The sequence below is a fragment of the Hyphomicrobium denitrificans ATCC 51888 genome (genome assembly GCF_000143145.1).
Taxonomy (GTDB): Bacteria; Pseudomonadota; Alphaproteobacteria; order Rhizobiales; family Hyphomicrobiaceae; genus Hyphomicrobium_B; species Hyphomicrobium_B denitrificans.
In genome coordinates this window covers 3,203,306-3,221,358 of record NC_014313.1, presented here as the reverse complement: position 1 = coordinate 3,221,358, position 18,053 = coordinate 3,203,306, and the positions used below count along the sequence as shown (strand labels likewise).

Here is an 18,053-nt window from a genome sequence, read left to right as displayed (position 1 = left end):
GCCGCTCCGCTCCGGTCTTTGCACACTGAGCCAAATGATCTTACGTTTTGAACGCGGTCCCGCTCCGGGAACGCGGAGGCTTGTGGATGCAGGATACGACGCGCGTGGAACATTCAGCTGAACTCGACGAACTCGCGCTGATCGAAGAGTTGAAGCGTCTGAGGACGCAAATCCCGGACAATCCCTCGCTCAATCCTATTCTCAACGTCGCCTTTGATCTGTCGCGGCGTCTTGAATCGCAGGCGATCACCTTCGACGCCGTCAAGAATCTCGCCGGCCGCCTGATGGACCGCGCCTGCGTGCGCCGCGCCCGGCGGCTGCGCGACAAGGTCGGCTACGTCGACCAGGCGACGACGCTGAAAGATTTTACTGCCTACGTCGAAAAGACGGCGAACGAAGCCGCAGGCTCGATTGAAGCCTTCGCGCAGCGCTGGTCGCGCGCGCGCACCGGCATCGTCATGACCGCGCATCCGACCTTTGGACTCTCCGATGCGCTCTATCGCCGGATGGTCGAAATCGCCGTCGCCGACCCGTCAGCCAAAGAAGTTCAGATCGGCATTCCGCATCGCCCCGAGGAAACGCTGACGCTGCGGCACGAGCACAAGTGCGTGCAGGAGGCGATCCGCAATCTGCGCAACGCTTATGAAGAGCTGCTGCATGCGTTCTTCAGCGTCTCGTCGCAGAAGTTCGGCGAGGCCGCATTCAAGCTGCGCCCGAAGCTCGCGACGATGGCGTCCTGGGTCGGCTACGACCTCGACGGCCGCAATGATATTTCCTGGACGTTCTCGTTCCACGTGCGCCTGCTCGAAAAGCGCGCCGCTCTCGCCGACATTCGCGAGCGCTTCGTCGTCCTGAAGCACAAGCTCGACGACGCCGACGGCCCGCAGCGCATCGCACGCCAGATCGTCGGCAAGCTCGATCTCGGCATTGCCGCGGTCGACGAGCAGATCAAGGCGATCGAGCAGTTCGAGAACGACCACGACTATCTCACGAAAGCGGCGAACGTCATCACCAAGTCCGACGGCTATAACCTGCTGACGGTCGAGCCGCTGCAGACGCTGTTCGAACAGCTGATCGATTCCGTCGAAGCTCCGCAGGTGAAGCGCGCTATCGCTGCGCTCTCGGGCCTCGTCGCCGCGACCGGGCTCGGCACGTCGCACATTCACCTTCGCATCAACGCGCTGCAATTGAACAACGCCTTCCGCGCTTACGTCCACGAGCCCTGGACGCGCGATCTGACCGAGCGTCAGTCGCTGGCGCGCATTGTCGATATGATCAAGAATTGCCCGCAGGAAACGGTCAACTTCTCGACACTCGATCTCGAGACCGCGACGGCGATACGTCAGTTCGCATTGACCGCGCAAATCCAGAAGCATGTCGACCGCGAAACGCCGATCCGCTTCCTGATCGCCGAGGCGGAATCGCCCGCAACGATCCTGATCGCGGTTTTCTTTGCGAAGCTCTTCGGCGTCGATCACATCACCGATATTTCGCCGCTGTTCGAAACGCCGTCGGGCCTCGAGAACGGCGCGCGCATCATGGAGCGCCTCGTCGAAGAGGACACCTATCGCGATTACGTTCAGGGCCGGAAGCGTCTGAGCATCCAGACCGGCTTCTCGGATGCCGGCCGCTTCATCGGCCAAATTCCGGCGACGCTGGCGATCGAGCGCTACTACGACAGTCTGTCGGCGCTGGTCGCGAAGGCGAAGCTGCAGAACGTCGAGACGCTGATCTTCTCGACGCACGGCGAGTCGATGGGGCGCGGTGCGCATCCGGGCGACCTGCATCAGCGCCTGCACTATCTGATGACGGACGAGTCGCGCCGCCGCTTCGCCGACGCCAAAATTCCGGTGAAGCACGAAACGAGCTTCCAGGGCGGCGACGGTTACATGACCTTCGGCAATCGGGCCTTGACCACCCGCGCTTTGGCGACCGTCGTCATGGACGGCGAGATCCCGGAAGAGACGATCGATCCGTTCTATACCGAGCAGAATTTCAACCTCGACTTCTTCCTTCGCCTGCGCGCATTCCAGCAGAAGCTGTTCGCTCACGACGGCTATCGTGCCGTGCTCGGCGCGTTCGGCGCGAACCTGCTATTCAAGACCGGATCGCGGCCGGTGAAGCGCCAGGGCGAGCATACGTCCGATCGTGGCAACCCGGCGCGCATGCGCGCGATCCCGAACAATGCGATCCTGCAGCAGTTCGGATATCTCGCGAACGTCGTCGCGGGTCTCGGTATCGCCGTCGGCAGCGAGGTCGATCACTTCAACAAGCTCGCCCGTTCGTCGAAGCGCCTGCAGTCGATGCTGGCGATGGTCGCGCACGCCAAGACCATCTCGAGCCTCAACGCGATGGGCGCCAACGCCAAGATTTTCGACGCGGGGTTCTGGGCGGCGCGCGCCTCATGGGGCCGCGAGCAGGCTTTGAACTCTGCGTTCCGCACGCTGGCGACGCATCTCTTGCCCGACGATCGCGAAAGCGACATCGCCGAGCTCGTGCATCTTCTGCGTCTCGATGCGATCGATCTTCATGCCATCCTCACCGACCTCAACATCGAGGACGGCATGACGCCGGACGAGAACCGTCTGGAACTCGATCTTCTGCAAGCTATTCGTCTTGCGGTGATGATGCGCATCTTTATCCTCGCGGCGCAGCTCCCGCGCTTCACCCCGCAGGATGGCCTGTCGCATACGCAGGTTCTCGAAATGGCGCTCGGCCTCGATATTCCCGACGTGCTCGCGGTGTTGCGCAAGGCCTTCCCGCACTCGAACCGCAAGATCGACGAGAAGGACGAGTTCAACGAGCCGGCAAGCTATCGTCCGCGCGGTGTGAACGACTATGGACGTCTCGAAACCGAAATCCTGACGCCGATGGAAAATTCGTACGAGTTCGTGCGTGAGATCGGCACCGGCATCTCGCATCACTTCGGCGCCTTCGGCTGACCCGAGGCGCGATTGTGCGTTAGCTGCTTTTTCTGGCGCGGCGGCCCTGGTCGCCGCGCTTTTGTTTGAAGTCGCTGGCGTTCAGCGCAAACACTTCGCCTGCGCTCGTTTCGGTGTCGAGCCAGAGAAACGGCAGATCCGGACGTGCGGCTTCGAGCGCGTCCTGCCCGGTGCCGATTTCGACGATCAGATTTCCCTGTTCTTCGAGGCGTTCGCCGGCGCCGTCGAGGATGCGCTTGACGAGATCGAGGCCGTCAACGCCGCCGAGATGCGCGAGTTTCGGCTCGGCCTGATATTCGGGCGCAAAGGCTTCAACCTCGGCAGCCGCAACGTAAGGCGGGTTCGATATGATGAGATCGTACGAGCCGGCGGGCAGCCCGTCGAACAGGTCCACCTTGAAGGTACGCACGCGCTGGTCCAGCCCGTAGTCGCGAATGTTGCGCGCGGCAACCGCGAGCGCGTCATCGGAAATATCGCTCGCGTGGATTTCGGCATTGGGAAATGCTTCCGCCGCGAGGATCGCGATGCAACCCGAGCCGGTGCAGAGGTCGAGCACACGTCCGACTTGGGCCGCGTCGGGCACGATCGATCCAAGGCCATCGCGCGCGATCAGTTCGGCAATGAATGACCGTGGTATGATCACGCGTTCGTCGACGTAGAACTTGCGCCCCTGAATGTAGGCGGAGTTCGTCAGGTAGGCTGAGGGTTTGCGCGTCTCGATGCGGCGTCCGATGATGTCGCTGAGTGCGGATCGTTCATCCCGCGTCAGGCGGCAGTCGAGCCACGGATTGATGTCGTCGATCGGCAGCGCAAGCGTCGAGAGAATGAGAAATGCCGCCTCGTCGACAGCGGTCTCCGTCCCGTGTCCGAACACAAGACCGGCGCGCGTCATCGCGGTCACGGCGTACCGCAGCCAATCCCGGATCGAAACGAGTTCGTCTGTCGGCTGTGGGGCGCGGTCGGTCATGACATCCCGTGCCGGATAACCCGTTACCGCGTTGCCGGCAGCTCATCGAACCGGATCAGCCGGCGCTCGGTTTCGTCCCAGAGTTTGAGGCGCGCGCATCTGAGGCTGTCGCGCAAGGACAGCTGATTGATCGACTGCAATTCCGGGCTCGCGTTCAGGCACGCCATCAGGCGGTAGTTCGGAATCATGCTGTTCAGGTGATGAATGTGGTGCAGGCCGATATTGCCGGTGAACCAGTTCAGCACGCGCGGCAGCTTGTAGTAGGACGACCCGAGCAGCGCCGCGACCTGGAAATCCCAGCCCTCGGCTTTATCCCAGGTCGTCTCCTCGAATTGATGCTGGATGAAGAACAGCCACCCGCCAGCGGCGGACGCGATGTGCAGCACCGGCAGGCCGACCCACAGCACGTTGCTCCATCCGAAAAAGTAGAACAGCGGTGCGTAGAACAGCGCGAGGCCGATATTCAGCCCGAGCACGCTGCGCCAAGTCTGGCTCGGCGGCAGCGCATGCATCCACGGCAAGCGCTGCAGAATGACGAAGTAAGCGGGCACGCCGATGCCGAACAGGAAAAGCGGATTGCGGTAGAGGCGGTAGCGCAATCTCTGCAGCAGTGGCAGCGCCAGATATTCGCTGACGGTGAACGTGTCGATATCGCCCGCGCCGCGCCGGTCGAGGTTGCCCGACGTCGCGTGATGCTGGGCATGTTCGCGCCGCCATAGTCCGTATGGGGCGAACGTCAGCACGCTCATGCAGCGTCCGACGAAATCGTTGACGGGACGCGACGCGAAGAACGAGCCGTGTCCGCAATCGTGCTGGATGATGAAAGCGCGCACGAGAAGCCCTGCGGCAGGCAGCGCAAGAAGCAGGGTCGCCCAATAGGCATGCTCGACGGTCGCGAACATGGCCCCGATCACGAGAACGAGCGGCACCAAAGTTGTGACGAGCTGCTGAATTGCGAGTCGCGGCACCGAGCCACGATAGGTTTGACAATGAGCCGCCAGTCGGCGAACGCGCTGCTTCTGGCTTTCCGGCATGACGTCCGGAACCACCGCGCCAAGTCGCGCTCCATGTGGATCGAGTTCGGCACGGCTCTCCGCGCGCAGCGGCTGCTTGAGGCTCAGGTTCAAGACGTCGGTCCCCCCAAAGTGGATCGGAAAGTCGTCCACTCGTAGATGTCGGGTAGCATATTCATCCAATGTCGCAAAACAGCGTTGACAATACGATCAGAAAAATTGCGTGCGTTTCCGTCCACGATCCTGACCGTGGGCTCCGTGTTTGCACCTGCAAAAAAGGGAGCCGATCGTTTCCGGCTCCCTCAATAGCGATTTTATGTCTTTTATGTGAGCATGGCCCTAGTGCTGGCCCCAGATCTCGACGATCGCCGAACCCTTGCCTTTGGCGGAGGAGTCGAAGAAGCGAGAACGGTATTTGGCTTCGATGTGGTCGATCGGCTGACGGCGCTGAGCGCCGAGGTCGATCGGTCCATAGGTGCCGCCCGCGTCGACGCGTGTACGGATCGGAACCGTCTCATCGGACCCGTCGGTGTAGACGACTTTGAGCTCGTTAAGGGTAATCGCACGGTCGCGCGCCGTTACGCGAAGGCGCCGGAACCCGCCCTCGTTGCTGGCAACCGGAATGATGTCCTTGTCGAAGCCGACGAAACCGGCCGTCTGGGCGCCAAGCAGCAGCCAGCCTTGATTGTACTTGCGTCCTTCGCCGTTGGCTCCAAGCCAGCCCGCAGCGTAGCGGCCGAAGATTTCGATGCGCGCCTGTCCGTTGAAATTCGGGCGCGAGCGATAGACGAGCTGGATTTCCTTGATGAAGCGATCGCCGCGAAGATCGATCCAGTTCGTGCGCGAGTTTTTCGGAATGTCGGCGTTGACGGCCAGCGCATCGCTCTCGCCGTTGTTGTAGACGACCTTCATCTCGCTGATGTGGATGTCGTTATCGAGAACGCGCAGGCGGATTTTCGCGAATTTGCCCACCTCGTTGCCGACGCGGATGACGTCGCGGTCGGTCAGGAAGCCGACGTATTGCGCGCCGAACAACACGTCGCCGCCGGCTGTCGCTTGGCCAGGAGTCGCCGGAGTGGCAACCGGCACCGTCGGACGGGCGCCGAGATCATCGCCGCGATCCCGGCGGCTGGACACCAGATGCTCGGAGCGATCGCGATTGTCCGAATATCGCCCGTCATCGCCGCCCGCACGGTCCATGCGGCGGCCGTCGCGGTCCTGAATGCCGATGATCTGCAGGCGGCCGCGTCCGTATCCCGGTTCCTGCGTGATCTTGATCTGATCGATGAAGCGGCTCTCGTACGTCGGATTGATCGGACGGCTACGCTCGCCCCAGTACATGTCGATCTGGCGGTCTTCGCTCCAGACCGTCCCGTCGCTGTAGACGATTTCGACGCGGCGGATGTCGAAGAGCTTGCCCATCGAGTTCTTGATGCGAATGCCCTTGTAGGCGCCCTTCGCTTGACGCACGTCGATCGTATAGCGGTCGAGCGAAAGATCGACGTCCGACTCGGCAACGACGATGAGCTGATTGTTGTGATGCTGGTTGTAACGATGCCAGCGTCGCGCGTCGGCGCTCGACAACATCCCCATCGCCAGGACTGCGGATAGCCCCAGTACCAGTCTACGAAACATAACTTGACCCCTCTGGTTCCTAAACGCCCGTGCCCCGATCGCGCGGGCACTTTAGCGTTGAAGAGTCAAAATGGCAGCGGGCCGAACCCATTTCCCTGTTGCCACCACGCGTTCCGCTGCTCGATGGTGTGAATCTGCAACACAAACTTTATACCCGCGCGCCGGGGACTTAGGGCCCACGACTCATTTATCTTGAGAGCCGCGCGCGCCGGTTTAAGGGGCCTGGATGGCTTTCGCGCCAGGAGTCCGGCGCGGGAAGGAAAGCGATTCCAAGGGCTGAAACAACAACGTTGCAGTTTTGCCAACGGCGCGGGCAAAATAGAGATGCCTTGACTTAAAAGTACGAATCAGTTCCGGCGACAGCTTGAATTCTGCCGCCATCTCAGGATTTAGTAGGCGAGATAGAGCTTTCGCCGTCCCATTCCCTTTTGGCGCCGGTTCTACGTTTGACGCCCACGGTCTTCCCCCGACCGTGGGCTTTTTGTTTTGGGGGCCCAACGTCGCTCACGAACGGCTGGAGAGCTGAAAGCCGGCGGCCTTCGCTTCGTCCTCGCTGCAGAACCAGCGTTCGCCCCTGTTGGTACGAACTTTCGCGCGGTCGTAATCGGCTGACCACGGCAGCGTATACAGTTTGGATGACGCCCGCACGAAGCCTTTGATCGGGCAGCCGTCGGGCGCTCCGCGCTTGGCGTCCTGCCATTGCTGATCCCGCCATTCCTGCGGCCGCTGGATTTCGCCTTGCCAAATACCTTTCTTCGCGGACCTTGCCGCCTCTTCCTCGCTACCGAGCGAACTGAAGAACGAGCTGACGGCAAAAACGTAGCCGTTGCGGACCAACTCCGCCGCCAGGTCCGCATCGCCGACGGTGCACTGCGCGGAGACATATCCGCTCGCGTCCTGCCCCGAGCCGGATGGCGTGCAGGTGACGCGCCGCCCGCGAACGACGTGCGCAAGCCCGGATTTCGCCGCCGCCGCGCAATTCCACCGCCGGCCATCGGCGCGATAGCAGGGCTGGCGCGATTCCGGCACTTCGACATTCGCGATGCGCACCAGCACGCCATCGACACGCATCAGGTTGCCCGCAATCGCGATCGCGCGGCCCGATAACTCGGTGCTTACTGAAACCTGCGACGGACGATTCGGAGAATATTCCGCAACGGCAATGCCATCGGCACTCCGGAGCATTGGAGCGCCGAAATAAATCAGACCGAGAGCCGCCGCCGCGCCTGCAATGTGGCGAGGCTTGACCGGCGATCGCCGCGCGATGTCCGGCAGAAGACTTGCCTTCGAGCGCACCGCATCCGCCGGCCGTTTCAAGGCGTCGCCGAACGCGATGCCGAAGCGCCCGGCCAGCGCGCGAAACGCATCGGCGATGACTGCGAACACAAACCTCGACCAGCGCGTGACGAGATGAAACGCGGCCGCTGCAAAATCGAGAAGCGCTTCGACGATGATCGAAAGAATCTTCGAGAACTGCGAACCGACGAACGACGCGCTGGCGCGGCCCGCTTCAGCCCCGGCATCGGCGGCATTCTTCACTTTCTCGACAGCCGCAAGCCGGGCATCTTCGATACGCCGCTGGCGATCGGCGCGCCGCACCAGAACGGTCGTGCGCACGTATTCCCGCCATTCGAAGCCTTCGCTGCGCCTGCGCCAGCCGAACATCCCGGCAATCCTCCCCACGCGATTCGCGTGCCAATATTTTGGAACGAAGTATGGCAGTCCTTTGTCGCGAGCGTGGATGCCCACATCTCGCGACGGATTGCGAACGGTTTTGCCGGGTTAACCCCGGATCAGTGGTAGCCTTCGCCGGCCCGCACTTTGCCGCGGAATGTCCAGTAAACGAAAATCGTGTAGCCGAGAATGATCGGCAACATGATGAGCGTTCCGACGAGCATGAACAGCTGCGAGCTTGGAGCCGCTGCGGATTCCCACACGGTCAGCGCGCCAGGCACGAGATAGGGCACGTTCGAAATCAACAGCCCGACAAATCCCAGCAGGAACAGCGCGACAGCCGAGAGAAACGCTTCGGCGTCCTTGCCGATATTCTCGATGCCCTGCCAGCAGCGCCACGCAGCATAGAGCGACAGCAAAGGAACAGGCGCGAAGATCAGGAAATTCGGCCAGGTGAACCAGCGCTCGGCGATGCGCGGCACCGAATAAGGCGTCCACAGGCTGACGATCGCCATCGCGGCGAGCATGGCCAGCAGCGCGATCTTGGCGCTGTCGCGCGCCCACTCCTGCAGATCGCCGTCGGTTTTATAGATGAGCCACGTCGTCCCGAGCAGCGCGTAACCCGCGAGCAGGCTGATGCCGCAGAACAGCGAGAACGGCGTCAGCCAGTCGAATGTGCCGCCGGAGAAATGTCCGCCCTCCGTGGAAAGCCCTTGGAGCAATCCGCCGAGCACGACGCCCTGTGCGAACGTCGCGACCACCGCCCCCCACGAGAACGCGAGGTCCCAGAATTCCTGCCGCGGCTTGGCAACCCAGCGGAACTCGAACGCGACGCCGCGGAAGACGAGGGCCAGCAGCATCACGATGATCGGAATGTAGAGCCCCGACATCACGAGGCCATAGGCTTTCGGAAACGCCGCCAGCAAGCCGCCGCCGCCGAGCACGAGCCACGTCTGGTTGCCGTCCCAGAACGGCGCAATGGTGTTCATGATGACGTCGCGTTGGCTTTCGCGGCGCTCGAAGTGGAAGAGGATGCCGAGCCCGAGCCCGAACCCGTCGAGGATGACGTAAAGCGTCACGGCGGTCGCGAGGATTGCGGCCCAGATCAGCGGCAGCGCGTAAGCGAGCGTATCCATGATCCTAATCCTCCGATCCGAGCGCGCTTCTCGTCGCATCCTGCGCGGCAGCGATCGGACGCGCGCCGACGGAAGCATTGCCTTCCGGCGCAATCGCTTTGCCTTCCGGCCCCTTATCGATCAGCCTGTTGATGTACAGAATGCCCATCGAGAACACGCTCGTATAGATGAGCACGAACAGGATCAGCGTCGTCAGCACCGCGCCGAACGCGACGGGCGACACCGCATCCATCGTCTTCAGAATTCCGTAGACGAGGTATGGCTGGCGTCCGGTTTCGGTCACCCACCACCCGCAGACGATCGCGATGAAGCCGAGCGGCCACGCGTAGATCAGCGGCTTGAGATACCATTGCGCTGAAAACACCTTCCGGCGCCACCACAGGAAAGTGCCGACGAAGCCGATCGCGATCAGCAGCAGCCCGACGCCGACCATCACACGGAACGCAAAGAAGACCGGCAGCACCGGCGGCCGTTCCTCGGCTTTGAAATCCTTGAGGCCCTTGAAGAGCCCATCGTAGCTGTGCGTGATGATGAGGCTCGCGAGATGCGGAATTCCGATCTCGAAATGGTTCTTCTCGGCCTTTTCATCGGGCCACGCGAACAGCAGAAGCTCACCCGGCTTGCTGCCGTCCCAATGTCCTTCCATCGCCGCGACTTTCACCGGCTGATGTTCAGCGGTGTTGAGGCCGTGTGCGTCACCGATCACAAGCTGCAACGGCGCCAGGATCGCGACCATGCCGAGCCCCATGCGCACCATCGTCTTCGCTTCTTCGAGAAAGCGGCCCTGGACGAGGTAGCGCGCGCCGACCGACAGCACGACGACCGACGTCGTCAGATACGCAGCGGTAAACATGTGCGCGAAGCGATAGGGAAAGCTCGGATTGAAAACGATCTCGAGCCAGCTCACGGGATAGGCGATGCCATCCTTCATTTCGAAGCCCGCCGGCGTCTGCATCCAGCTGTTCGCGGACAGAATCCAGAATGCGGAAAACGACGTGCCGATCGCGACCAGGATCGCCGACAGGACGTGCAGGTTCGGCGGCACGCGTTGCCAGCCGAACAGCATGATTCCGAGGAACGTCGCTTCGAGGAAGAACGCCGTCAGCACTTCATAGCCGAGCAGCGGCCCGATGATGTTTCCTGCGACGACCGAAAATTTCGCCCAGTTGGTGCCGAATTGATAGGAAAGGACGATGCCGGAGACGACGCCCATCGCGAAAGAAACAGCGAAAATTTTGGTCCAGAAGCGGGCGAGCCGGTGAAAATGATCTTCGCCGGTCATACGCCAGCGCACCAGCAGCGTCGCGATGAAGGCCGCTAGACCGATCGAAAAGCTCGGAAAGATGATGTGAAACGTAACTGTGAAGGCGAATTGGATACGTGCGAGCAGAATGGCATCGACGTCCATCAGCGGGGGTCCTCCGGCGACTCGATTGCGGCGGCATCATGCCGCCAACCGTCCGCGCCGTCGAGGCTCCGCGCCCATGTTTAAGGATTGGGCTTTAGTTGCCCTGGGCAATTTGGGAATCCGGGAGCGACCAAAGCCGCACGGCGCCGTCTTGGCCGCCAGTCAATAGAGTGCGGCCGTCATTAGTAAACGCCACCGTTCTGGCCCCGGAAGCAAGTCCTGGCAAGGCGAGCAATTGACGCGAGCGCTTCAGACTCCTGATGCGTACGTTGCCGCCTTCGTCGGCGGACGCCAGCATGTCGTCGCCATTCGCGAGCGCCAGCGAAGTGATGCGTTTGTTCTGGCCTGCAAACGCGCGCTGAACTCTATTGGAATTGACGGACAGCACTTTGATGGTGCCGTCGAGGCTGCCGACCGCGAGCGTCGCGCCATCGGGCGAAAACGCGAGGTTTGAAATGAAATCGGAATTGTTGCGATAGGTCCGCCGAGCGTCGTGCGTTTCGACGTTCCAGATCTTGACGCTGCGGTCGGCACCGCCAGACGCGATCCAGCGTCCCGATGGATCGGCGGCCACCGCCTGCACCGCGTTCTCGTGACCTTCGAGAATGGCGCTGGGCGCGCTTTCCGACGCCGTTTCCCAGATCGCCAGCATCCAGTCATGGCTCGCGGCGGCAACGCGTTCTTCGGAGCCGACGAAGGTCACGGCCCAGATGCGCGCGTCGTTGCGTTTGAAGCGATAAAGGCGGCGCTGACTATCGAGATCGTAGATCGCGACGGCGCCGTTGGCGTGCCCGGTGACGACGCGATTGTTGCGCACCGCGAGCGATGTCGCCGGCCCATCTTCGAGTGCGACGACGCCTTTCAGCTGACGGGAATCGAACGACCAGATCTTGAGTTCCGGCTGATGCGAACTCGTGACAACCAATCGGCCGTCGCCACTCAGCGCCAACTCTTCGATGGGCGCGTCGTGCGCCTTGATCTCGGCGATTTGCTTGAGCACGGGTTCGGCCGTGGCGGATGTGCCGATCGCGCCGGTCGTTATTCGCGACTCTTGCACCCGCAGCACTTCCGGAATGCGATCGCTGAATGCGAAGCCGATGCCTGCGAGCGCCGCAGCAATGATGATCTTCGATTTGAGACCGCGCGTCAGCGGACGACGGCCGACGTCCGGCTTCGGCCTGAGCTTGGATTTTGACCGCACTTTCTCGGGCGCCGGGCGCGGTGGAGGCGGCAGCGCGGCAGCTTTCTTCTCCGGCGCCTTCTTTTTCTCGGGCTTCGCCTTTTCCGGCTTTGCTTTCTCGGCGGCAGGTTTTTTTGCGGCCACAGGCTTCGCAACCGGAGGCGCGGCCGCGACCGGCGCGTTGGCCTCCGCGGGCTGCTTCAACGCGTCGAAGAAATCGAGAAGCCCGCCCTTCGGCCCCGGAACGTCCGGAGGCGGCGGAACGACAGTGTTCACGACGGCCTCGGCGGCCTGCTTTTCCTCGTCCTTGCGGCGATGAACTTCCGTCTTCTCTTTGAAGCGTTGGAAGATGCCGGGCTTCGGCGGCTCCGGAGCGAGAAGCGCGCCGCGCCAGGCTGCGACCGACTTCGGACGTCCGTCGACCGAGAGCGTCAGCGCTTGCTGGATGGCATCGAGAAATGTGCCGCGATATCCGCCGAGCGCCGCTTCGCGCACCGGCACCATCTCGTCTTTCAGCATTCGCGACGGCGTATCGGGCGGCCGCTTGCCGGTCACCGCATGATAGAGCGTCGCCGCGAACGCGTAGATGTCGGTCCACGGACCTTGCTGGCGGCTCGTCTCCGCGTATTGCTCGTAGGGGCTGTAACCCGGCTTGACGAGAGCCGAGACCGTCTTCGTCTTCGAATGCGCGGCGATATCGCTGCGCGCCGCGCCGAAATCGATGAGCACCGGATCTCCGCCGGTGCGAATGATGATGTTGTCGGGCGCGATGTCCCGATGCAGGAAGTCGGCGTTGTGAATGATCTCAAGCGCATCGAGCAGCGGCCCGACGATCGCATCGAGTTCTTTCTGGCGCGGCGCGCGGCCGAGATCCTTGAGCCACGTCTTGAGATTTTTTCCTTCCTCGAAGTGCAGCACCATGTAGGCGGTGTTGTTCGCGCGGAAGACGCGATGCACCTTGACGATATTGCTGTGATTGAACTTCGCGAGCGTCTGCGCCTCGTCGACGAAGCGGTCGAGGCCCCAATTGTAATCGCTCGTCGAGCCCGCCGAGCGCGGGTTTGCCTCGAGATTGTCGGTCCGGCTCGCGAAATCGCTCGGAAAATATTCCTTGATGCTGACTTGCCGCGAGAGATTGGGTTCTTCCGCGAGATATGTGACGCCAAACCCGCCCGCGCCGAGCACGCGCACGATTTTATAATCGCCCGCGAGTTCGGTTCCGTCAGGTAAAGCGACAAGCTGCGTCATGATCCCCACGCGCGATATCGCGCTTGCGGTTGTTATTCTCTGCGTGCTGGCGTCGTGGACGTTGAGAGACCAGCCCGGCTCCCTTGTCTCTGCTTCGCTCCCATGACGCAAGAATATGGCGTCTCGACGGGCGATGAACGCGGGATGAATAAATCTCTACGGTGTCGCTTTCCGGCCATGTTGCCGCCGCCATCCCTGCACCAGAGTGCATGAACGCGATTCGGGCTTAAATCATGAGATCGACGCAGGTGCGATCGGGCTTGTGGGCGATTGGAGCCGGTTCGGCTGTCGTCCTTGTACTCCTCTCGGCCCCTTCGGCTCAGCGGTTTGCACCGGCATTTGTGTTTGACGCGGGCGCGCGCGGACTGCGTGCGACGAAAGCCGCGATCGTCGAAGGCTATCGCGTCGCTCCGGCGTTGATGCTGGGGCTCGGTCTTGCCATCGGCTTCCCGCTTCTGACCATTGCCTTTCGCGTTATCCGCGAAGTTCGCATGCCGGCCGATGCAACCCGCCTCTATCGCCCCGGTCACGATGACGGCGAACCCGAAGCCGAACTGGATGACGAAGCCGCTCCGCACGTACACCAGCCATTTGTCGAGATCGCGTCGCGCGGCAAGAACATGCGCTATGCGATTTCGGGCGACATGCTCAGGATCGGTCGTGAGGATGACAACGACATTCGTATCGCGAGCAAGGCCGTTCACCGTTATCACGCCGCAATTTATCGCGAAGACTATAACGACTGGCACATCACCGATTTGTCGGGCGTCGAAAGCAATGGCCTGATCGTCAACGGACGGCGCTGCTGTGAAGCGCGCTTGCATGACGGCGATCTGATTGAACTCGGACCCGGCAAGCTGCGTTTTCGCTCCGGCTCCGCTTGAGCCGCTGGTTTCGGTCCCGTTCTGAGTTTCAGTTCTCGCGTTGAAGCACGAATTCCGCAGCACGGCATCACCGTGCGCGACCAAACATGAGGAGAGAAGCATGGCGATTGAGGGCGAAACGACAGCCGGACACGAAGCCAAAGCCGCAAAGGCGCACAAGTTCCTGGGCTCCCTGCGTGATGCCTTGATGGCTGCCGGCCGCGACGACGCTCCGATCGAAATGACGCCGAACGCGCCCGCCGCCGCTGCCAAGCCCGCTTCCGATGAAAAGGCCGCTCCTCCGCCGCTGCCGCCCAAGCCGCAAAGCCTGAGCGCGGAAGAGGCGGCACGCCTGGCGCGCACTGCGCCCGAGCCAAAACCGGAAGCGGCCCAGCCGGTCGAAGCCGCGAAGGAGTCCGACGTCCCGCCGACCACGCGCGTCGTCCGTCCCGAAAACCGGGTAAAAAAGGTCGAGCCCGAACCCGAAGCCGAGGACGCGCCCGCACGCACCGTTCTGGTTCGCGGCCGCCGCCACATCGAACGCGGTGATTTCGAGCGCGATCCGGTCGTCGGCTTCCTGATCGTCGTTGGCGGACCGGGCCTCGGCTCGTATCGCCCGATCTTCGAGGGTAACAACACAGTTGGACGCTCGAAAGACAACCGGATTCCCCTGGATTTCGGCGACGATGCCATCTCCAACGAAGCGCAGGCCTATTTGCGCTACGATTCGAGCGATCGGTCTTTCCTCTTTGTTCCAAACCTTGCTAAAACCAATGTTGTGTCCGTAAACGACAAGCGACCCGCAGGCCCCGTGCCATTGCAGCCAATGGACGTCATTACGTTCGGGCGCACGCAGGTCGCGTTCCTGCCGTTCTGCGGAAGCGAGTTTGACTGGTCCGAGATTTCCGAAGCCTAAGGATCGAATGCCGCCGTTCGAGCATGCAGTCGCCGCGACGCGCGGAGCCCGTGACTATCAGGAAGACTCCGCTGCCTTCCGTCCCGAGGGCGGCGAGCCCGTGGCGTTGGCGAGCGATGGTCCGAAATTCGATACCGCGGGATTCGCGGTCCTTGCCGACGGCATGGGCGGTCACACCGGAGGCGCGCTTGCGAGCCGCACCGTGTGCGAAGAATTCCTGGCGGCCGTCGGCGGCAATTCAGGTTCAGTGGTCGATCGCATGATGGCGGCCTTAAATGCCGCCAACGGCGCGCTTGCCACGAAGATTTCCGCGAACCCTCTGCTTACAGGCATGGGATCGACGCTCGTCGGAACCGCATTCGGCCCGAAGGGCATCGAGTGGGTGAGCGTCGGCGACAGTCCGCTGTTCCTGTTCCGGCGCGGCGAGATCGCGCTGCTCAACGAAGATCATTCGCTTGCGCCCGAGCTTGATCGCCTGGTCGCCGAAGGCAAGCTGACCGAAGTCGAAGCACGTCGCGATCCGCGCCGCCACATGCTGCGCTCAGCCGTCACCGGCGACGAAATCGACCTGCTCGATGTTTCGCAACGTCCGCTGGAACTCGAAGCGGGTGACTATGTCGTGCTCGCGAGCGACGGCATCGCGACGCTCGATCAGAATGAAATCGCGCGTGTCATTCGTGGCTATGCGGGTGATGGCGCAGCGGCTGTTGCGAAAGCTCTGATCCGCGCCGTCGAGCAGATGCGCGAGCCTTACCAGGACAACGCCACGGTTCTCGTCGTTCGCGCGCTGGGCTGACGCCACTTTCCATATGGGAAAACAAAAAAGGCAGCGCTTCCGGCGCCGCCTTTGATTTCAAATGCATCGGCGGAAAATTAGCGCCACCAGCAATGACGATGGCCGTGACGCACGGTGCAGTGCTTGTGGCGGTGATGATACGCCGTCTGCTGGACGAGCGTGGCGTTGTCGGCGGCGTGAATGCCGGTGAGCGAGACGGCATTCGCGGCGCCCGCGGAAGCAAGAGCAATCGCAGCGAAAGCCGCCGCGGCAAAAATCGTCTTCATGTGAGTTTCTCCTCCAAGCCGCAAGCTCGCGTTGCTTGCCGCCTCGTTTCAAAATGTCGGATGCTTCGGCACGCACGCTGTTTGCACGTCACGAATGGCGATGGCGTATACGTGATCGACTCGACCAGCGCAGGGTAACCGGAGGAGCGCCGAAATCCGTACTTACCCTTTCGTAAAGTCGATGAACGAAAAGGTGAGCAAAAGTCTAAAGATTCATTACGCTTGCATGACGATCACGGTGCGTTGGCGTCGCCGCTCTTCGCTGAGCGTCCGGTCGTCGAATACATGGCGATCGTGCCGTTCTGGAATGAGCGCGCATCCCAAAATCTGAGTTCGGCTTTGTAGGAAACTTCCGTTGCTTGCGACGGCCATAGACGATCGAGAAAACCAAAATCGTCCGCACGCGCTTCGTCGATCTTGAGCTTGAACTCATAGACGCCGGGCTCATGAATGAGCTGCTCCGGCTTTTCGTCCGGAGACTTCGGATAGAATAAAATCGATTCCGTCCGGCTTGCCTTTCCCGCCAGCGGTATAGGCGCGAAATGATCGAATCCCGCGCGCGCTTTATCCATCGTCCAGCGGCCTAAGTCGGCAGCGTAGAAGTGTTTCGTTTCCTTGGTTTTCGGATTCGTCGCGGCGAGCTCTATCGAAAGGACGGTGCCCGTTCGTCCGCCGTCGTTCAGGAGCGTCACCGGAACTTCGATGACTTCGAAATTGCTGTTCTGATATGGCGAGCTGTATTGCGTGACCGGCGGGACGAATACTTTGATGTCGGGAGCTTTGAGCGAGCTGTCCCACAAACTATAGCCCGAAAAGATCAGCGCCAGCGCTGAGATGGCCGCAGCGAATTGTCCGCCGCTCCCGCCGGAATATGCCGCGTGGCTGCCCGCTTCGATTGCAACCGCGGCGGGATCGTCTTCGCGCCTGCGCCGAAAGCTAAGCTGTGCCATGAGTATAATCCCCAACGTCGATGTGCCCTAACCCCAGGGAAAGGCAACCAGTCTCTGCGTTTTCAGTCAAGTGAGGTCGGCTGACATGCCGATGACGCCTTCCGCGTGAACAATAAATTTTCGGCATCGTGTCGGGATTCGGCATCGTCACACGTTCTGGAAGCGAACGGATACACGCACGTGTCCCGTACATGAAGCTGCAGGAGGAGGACCCGAGTCATGACCAATTCGAATGTGAAACCGATTCCGGACGGCATGAGTACGGTGACGCCGCATATTGTGTGTGCGGGCGCGCTGGAAGCGATTGAGTTCTACAAGAATGCATTTGGCGCGGTCGAGCTTGCGCGCCTTCTCATGCCGAACGGAGGACTGCTGCACGCCGCTATTCGCATCGGCAATTCATGTGTCATGCTTGCGGAAGAAAATCCGCAATGGAAATCCTTCGGTCCGAAGTCGTTGAACGGAACACCCGTCACGCTGCATCTTTACGTCGAGGATGCCGATAGCTTTGCGCAGCATGCCGTCGAAGCGGGCGCGAAGCTCGTGATGCCGGTCTCGGATGCGTTCTGGGGCGATCGCTATGGTCAGATCGAAGACCCGTTCGGCCATCGTTGGTCGATTGCGACGCACGTTAAAGACATGACTGCGGACGAAATCAGGAACGCAATTCCAGCGAACATGGACTGCGGCTAGCCATCGTAAGGCGAGCGGCATTAGATCGAGTGAAGAAAGCCGCAGCGAGCGATGGCTCTGCATGACCTCGCTGCGGCTCACAAAGCCGATCCTGCAAACGACTTCGTTGCCACAGCGCAGCATCCAGTCTCGATACACAGCGAAAATCGGCGGAATTTTGCGTGCGAAAAACAGCATGCAAAAACGTGACTGTGTTCATAAGCGCGGCTTATGCGCCGGATCCGCGGGAAATCAGGCTCATCGCGTGATATCGGCCAACGAATAGCCTTTTAGCTATATCGGATTTTTGGACGCAGGTCCTTGGCGCAATGCGCGCCGCAGTCCAATATCCGCCGCCCGAAAACCAATGCCGGGATCGTGAAAATT

At 61.4% G+C, this 18,053-nt stretch carries 14 protein-coding genes; 5 read left to right on the top strand and 9 right to left on the bottom strand.

Annotation, left to right across the window (positions count from 1 at the left end):
* Positions 1 to 86: 86 nt before the first annotated feature.
* Positions 87 to 2,942: a phosphoenolpyruvate carboxylase gene (locus HDEN_RS15575; RefSeq protein WP_013217104.1), complete on the top strand. Its 2,856-nt coding sequence runs from the start codon at positions 87 to 89 to the stop codon at positions 2,940 to 2,942.
* 19 nt (positions 2,943 to 2,961) lie between these two features.
* On the opposite strand, the gene prmB is transcribed toward HDEN_RS15575, so the two are convergent.
* The 7 genes from prmB to HDEN_RS15540 all read right to left on the bottom strand — a co-directional run bounded on the left by prmB (position 2,962) and on the right by HDEN_RS15540 (position 13,203).
* Positions 2,962 to 3,909 (bottom strand): 50S ribosomal protein L3 N(5)-glutamine methyltransferase, encoded by a 948-nt coding sequence (prmB, locus tag HDEN_RS15570; RefSeq protein WP_013217103.1) that lies wholly within the window; start codon positions 3,907 to 3,909, stop codon positions 2,962 to 2,964.
* Between the two features lie 23 nt (positions 3,910 to 3,932).
* Complete coding sequence (locus HDEN_RS15565; RefSeq protein WP_150103281.1) at positions 3,933 to 5,036, bottom strand: fatty acid desaturase; 1,104 nt, start codon at positions 5,034 to 5,036, stop codon at positions 3,933 to 3,935.
* Between the two features lie 225 nt (positions 5,037 to 5,261).
* Positions 5,262 to 6,557 (bottom strand): DUF2541 family protein, encoded by a 1,296-nt coding sequence (locus tag HDEN_RS15560; protein WP_013217101.1) that lies wholly within the window; start codon positions 6,555 to 6,557, stop codon positions 5,262 to 5,264.
* Between the two features lie 504 nt (positions 6,558 to 7,061).
* Entirely contained in the window at positions 7,062 to 8,222 is a 1,161-nt protein-coding gene (locus tag HDEN_RS15555; protein WP_013217100.1) for a thermonuclease family protein, read from the bottom strand.
* 128 nt (positions 8,223 to 8,350) lie between these two features.
* Positions 8,351 to 9,367 carry a cytochrome d ubiquinol oxidase subunit II gene (gene cydB, locus HDEN_RS15550; RefSeq protein ID WP_013217099.1) on the bottom strand — a complete coding sequence of 339 codons (1,017 nt, stop codon included), beginning with the start codon at positions 9,365 to 9,367 and terminating at the stop codon, positions 8,351 to 8,353.
* Positions 9,368 to 9,371: 4 nt separating this feature from the next.
* Positions 9,372 to 10,775 carry a cytochrome ubiquinol oxidase subunit I gene (locus tag HDEN_RS15545; protein ID WP_013217098.1) on the bottom strand — a complete coding sequence of 468 codons (1,404 nt, stop codon included), beginning with the start codon at positions 10,773 to 10,775 and terminating at the stop codon, positions 9,372 to 9,374.
* A 94-nt stretch (positions 10,776 to 10,869) separates the two neighbouring features.
* On the bottom strand, positions 10,870 to 13,203 hold the full coding sequence (locus HDEN_RS15540) for a serine/threonine-protein kinase (RefSeq protein WP_013217097.1): 2,334 nt from the start codon (positions 13,201 to 13,203) through the stop codon (positions 10,870 to 10,872).
* A 233-nt stretch (positions 13,204 to 13,436) separates the two neighbouring features.
* On the opposite strand from HDEN_RS15540, the gene HDEN_RS15535 reads away from it, so the two are divergent.
* The 3 genes from HDEN_RS15535 to HDEN_RS15525 all read left to right on the top strand — a co-directional run bounded on the left by HDEN_RS15535 (position 13,437) and on the right by HDEN_RS15525 (position 15,778).
* Positions 13,437 to 14,087: an FHA domain-containing protein gene (locus HDEN_RS15535; protein WP_041921697.1), complete on the top strand. Its 651-nt coding sequence runs from the start codon at positions 13,437 to 13,439 to the stop codon at positions 14,085 to 14,087.
* Between the two features lie 100 nt (positions 14,088 to 14,187).
* Entirely contained in the window at positions 14,188 to 14,982 is a 795-nt protein-coding gene (locus HDEN_RS15530; protein WP_013217095.1) for an FHA domain-containing protein, read from the top strand.
* 7 nt (positions 14,983 to 14,989) lie between these two features.
* On the top strand, positions 14,990 to 15,778 hold the full coding sequence (locus HDEN_RS15525) for a PP2C family protein-serine/threonine phosphatase (protein ID WP_013217094.1): 789 nt from the start codon (positions 14,990 to 14,992) through the stop codon (positions 15,776 to 15,778).
* A gap of 77 nt (positions 15,779 to 15,855) precedes the next feature.
* On the opposite strand, the gene HDEN_RS15520 is transcribed toward HDEN_RS15525, so the two are convergent.
* Positions 15,856 to 16,044 carry a hypothetical protein gene (locus HDEN_RS15520; protein ID WP_013217093.1) on the bottom strand — a complete coding sequence of 63 codons (189 nt, stop codon included), beginning with the start codon at positions 16,042 to 16,044 and terminating at the stop codon, positions 15,856 to 15,858.
* A gap of 233 nt (positions 16,045 to 16,277) precedes the next feature.
* On the bottom strand, positions 16,278 to 16,994 hold the full coding sequence (locus HDEN_RS15515; protein WP_013217092.1) for a hypothetical protein: 717 nt from the start codon (positions 16,992 to 16,994) through the stop codon (positions 16,278 to 16,280).
* 219 nt (positions 16,995 to 17,213) lie between these two features.
* Here HDEN_RS15515 and HDEN_RS15510 point away from each other — a divergent pair, with 219 nt between their 5' ends.
* Positions 17,214 to 17,687, top strand: a complete 474-nt coding sequence (locus HDEN_RS15510) for a VOC family protein (protein ID WP_013217091.1) — start codon at positions 17,214 to 17,216, stop codon at positions 17,685 to 17,687.
* The last annotated feature ends 366 nt before the right edge of the window (positions 17,688 to 18,053 follow it).

Bases quoted from the DNA above. Each gene is read 5' to 3' on its own strand.
- HDEN_RS15575 (WP_013217104.1), top strand. From the start codon at position 87: ATGCAGGATACGACGCGCGTGGAACATTCAGCTGAACTCGACGAACTC.
- prmB (WP_013217103.1), bottom strand. From the start codon at position 3,909: ATGACCGACCGCGCCCCACAGCCGACAGACGAACTCGTTTCGATCCGG.
- HDEN_RS15560 (WP_013217101.1), bottom strand. From the start codon at position 6,557: ATGTTTCGTAGACTGGTACTGGGGCTATCCGCAGTCCTGGCGATGGGG.
- HDEN_RS15555 (WP_013217100.1), bottom strand. From the start codon at position 8,222: ATGTTCGGCTGGCGCAGGCGCAGCGAAGGCTTCGAATGGCGGGAATAC.
- cydB (WP_013217099.1), bottom strand. From the start codon at position 9,367: ATGGATACGCTCGCTTACGCGCTGCCGCTGATCTGGGCCGCAATCCTC.
- HDEN_RS15545 (WP_013217098.1), bottom strand. From the start codon at position 10,775: ATGGACGTCGATGCCATTCTGCTCGCACGTATCCAATTCGCCTTCACA.
- HDEN_RS15540 (WP_013217097.1), bottom strand. From the start codon at position 13,203: ATGACGCAGCTTGTCGCTTTACCTGACGGAACCGAACTCGCGGGCGAT.
- HDEN_RS15535 (WP_041921697.1), top strand. From the start codon at position 13,437: ATGAGATCGACGCAGGTGCGATCGGGCTTGTGGGCGATTGGAGCCGGT.
- HDEN_RS15530 (WP_013217095.1), top strand. From the start codon at position 14,188: ATGGCGATTGAGGGCGAAACGACAGCCGGACACGAAGCCAAAGCCGCA.
- HDEN_RS15525 (WP_013217094.1), top strand. From the start codon at position 14,990: ATGCCGCCGTTCGAGCATGCAGTCGCCGCGACGCGCGGAGCCCGTGAC.
- HDEN_RS15520 (WP_013217093.1), bottom strand. From the start codon at position 16,044: ATGAAGACGATTTTTGCCGCGGCGGCTTTCGCTGCGATTGCTCTTGCT.
- HDEN_RS15515 (WP_013217092.1), bottom strand. From the start codon at position 16,994: ATGGCACAGCTTAGCTTTCGGCGCAGGCGCGAAGACGATCCCGCCGCG.
- HDEN_RS15510 (WP_013217091.1), top strand. From the start codon at position 17,214: ATGACCAATTCGAATGTGAAACCGATTCCGGACGGCATGAGTACGGTG.